The 1,902-nt window shown below is 31.7% G+C and carries 3 protein-coding genes; all 3 read left to right on the forward strand.

The genetic code is table 11. From position 1 onward, the window contains the following. Window positions 1-149: 149 nt before the first annotated feature. The 3 genes from CXF74_RS21215 (at window position 150) to CXF74_RS21225 (ending at window position 1,902) form a co-directional block, all read left to right on the forward strand. A complete protein-coding gene (locus tag CXF74_RS21215; protein ID WP_157822512.1) occupies window positions 150-587 on the forward strand; it encodes a hypothetical protein in 438 nt (145 codons plus the stop codon). A gap of 128 nt (window positions 588-715) precedes the next feature. Further along, on the forward strand, window positions 716-1,324 hold the full coding sequence (locus CXF74_RS21220; RefSeq protein ID WP_198552954.1) for an SEC-C metal-binding domain-containing protein: 609 nt from the start codon (window positions 716-718) through the stop codon (window positions 1,322-1,324). Continuing rightward, entirely contained in the window at window positions 1,303-1,902 is a 600-nt protein-coding gene (locus tag CXF74_RS21225; RefSeq protein ID WP_157822513.1) for a hypothetical protein, read from the forward strand. The genes CXF74_RS21220 and CXF74_RS21225 overlap by 22 nt, the downstream gene beginning before the upstream one ends.

Raw genomic sequence — 1,902 nt, forward strand, 5'->3', positions numbered from 1 at the left:
TAATAAACAGGCATTTCGTTTGTTGTTATCTATTTCAGATAAGCTATTTTTGATTAATATAAGCGAATCAAGAAAGGGATGTCCTATTTTATTTTTTTTATTTACTAGACACATTTAAAAATACAGAAGGACTTTACGATTTAAAGGAATTGTCATCAATTGAAGTGCTCAGTAAGAGTTTTAATTTTCAAAATGTTAATGATATTGAATGTGCATTTAATCAACTTTTTGATGGTGGTTTCTTAGAAACTATTTGTAATACATCTATAAGTCCTTGTGGGTTTAATGGTAAAGTATTTCAGTCTCTATGTATTACAAATATTTCCCCATCTTGGAATAATATATTAAACGAAGCTTTTTCTATTAGACACAAAGTTGTTCATGATGCCAACTTTCGTCCTGAAAACAATATGGAACTAGCTCAACAGGCTGAATCTGTGTTTTTACTTATACCTCAAATTACTACATGCATTTTAGCTAAAAGGTATAAATTAAAATCAGTTTTTTTGAAATCTAATGGCAATGATTATCCTTATATATTTTCAATTCACGACATTCTGACAGAAGATTGGAGCGTGGTAGAATAAGTTATATAACAAGTTAATCAACTGGACGCATAACGGCTGTCATCGTTTTTGCAAAAGAAAAAGGCGCAAAAAACAACGCCAACCTACGCGCCAGTTATTAAGGCGTTATATCAACAGGAGTAATTTGTATGCCAATGATTCCAGCATTTTGTGATAATTGCGGAACTGCATTTCCATCAGGAATCTTTGCAGAAAATTGTGTTAATTTAAGTATGAGTGGTAATAGGTCTGGACCTTGTCCTGAATGTGGTGGCATGGGGAGTGTTCCTGATGGTGTTTTTAATATATTAGGCAGTGTAATTGAAATAATAAATGCTCCAATTAGAACCATAGAGCAGTTGCAAAAATACTCTAAAATTTTGCAAGAAGCTAAAGAGAAGCATTTATCAAAAGAAGAAGTTAAAGAAAAGATAGATAAAGAAATACCTGAGCTTGCATCAATAAGCCAATTATTACCTAAAACTCGTTCTGATCTTTACATCGTTCTAGGTCTTATTATTTCCTCGATAGCATGTGCGACACCATTTATAAAAAGTAATAATACAGTATCGGAAATTCAAGTTGAGAAAATGATTAACAGCTCAATTGAGCGAGTGTTGTTAGAACAACAAATAAAATCATTGGAAAAAGAAAACAGCAAACTCAAAGGTCTACAAAATGAAACTCCGTCTCGTAATTCTGCTTGTATTTGCGAGAGTGGTAAACGATACAAGCAGTGTTGCGGAAAGTTGATATAACAAGCACTTTAAACGGAACAAAAACAGTTGGCTACGTTTCGCTTCGCTACACAATTTTAGCCAACCATTACTTAGCCTGTTATTTGGGCGTTATATTTCATCGTAAGTTTGGAGTTATATTGAACATGGAAAAGGTTAAAAAAATTTTCTTATCAGTAATTTATATAGTGCCATTTTCTCTAACCGTCTTGGCTGTGATAATGATGGTAATACTATTTTTTCACTCAGAGGGACCACATGTATCAGGAGTAATCACATTCGCAATAATCACGCTGTTATTTGGGTGCATTTCATTAAAGATAAAACGTAAAAAATCAACTTTAAAAAATAAAGAGATTGAAAATACAATTTTAAATATTGCTACTGAGCACAATGGATTGATTACAGCTTCGGAACTTGCTATTAATACTTCATTAGAGCTAAAAGCCGCATCGACTTATTTAGAAAGCTGTTATGTAAAAGGTATTTGCGACAAAAAATTTACAGAAAAAAATTTAATAGAAGTGTATTTTTTTAAAACATCTATAAGTAGTGAGACAAAAAGAACTGCGAAATTGATTAGTGAAATTAAAATATAA

Origin of the sequence: Psychromonas sp. Urea-02u-13, assembly GCF_002835995.1 — a bacterium.
In the GTDB taxonomy this organism is placed as follows: Bacteria; Pseudomonadota; Gammaproteobacteria; order Enterobacterales; family Psychromonadaceae; genus Psychromonas.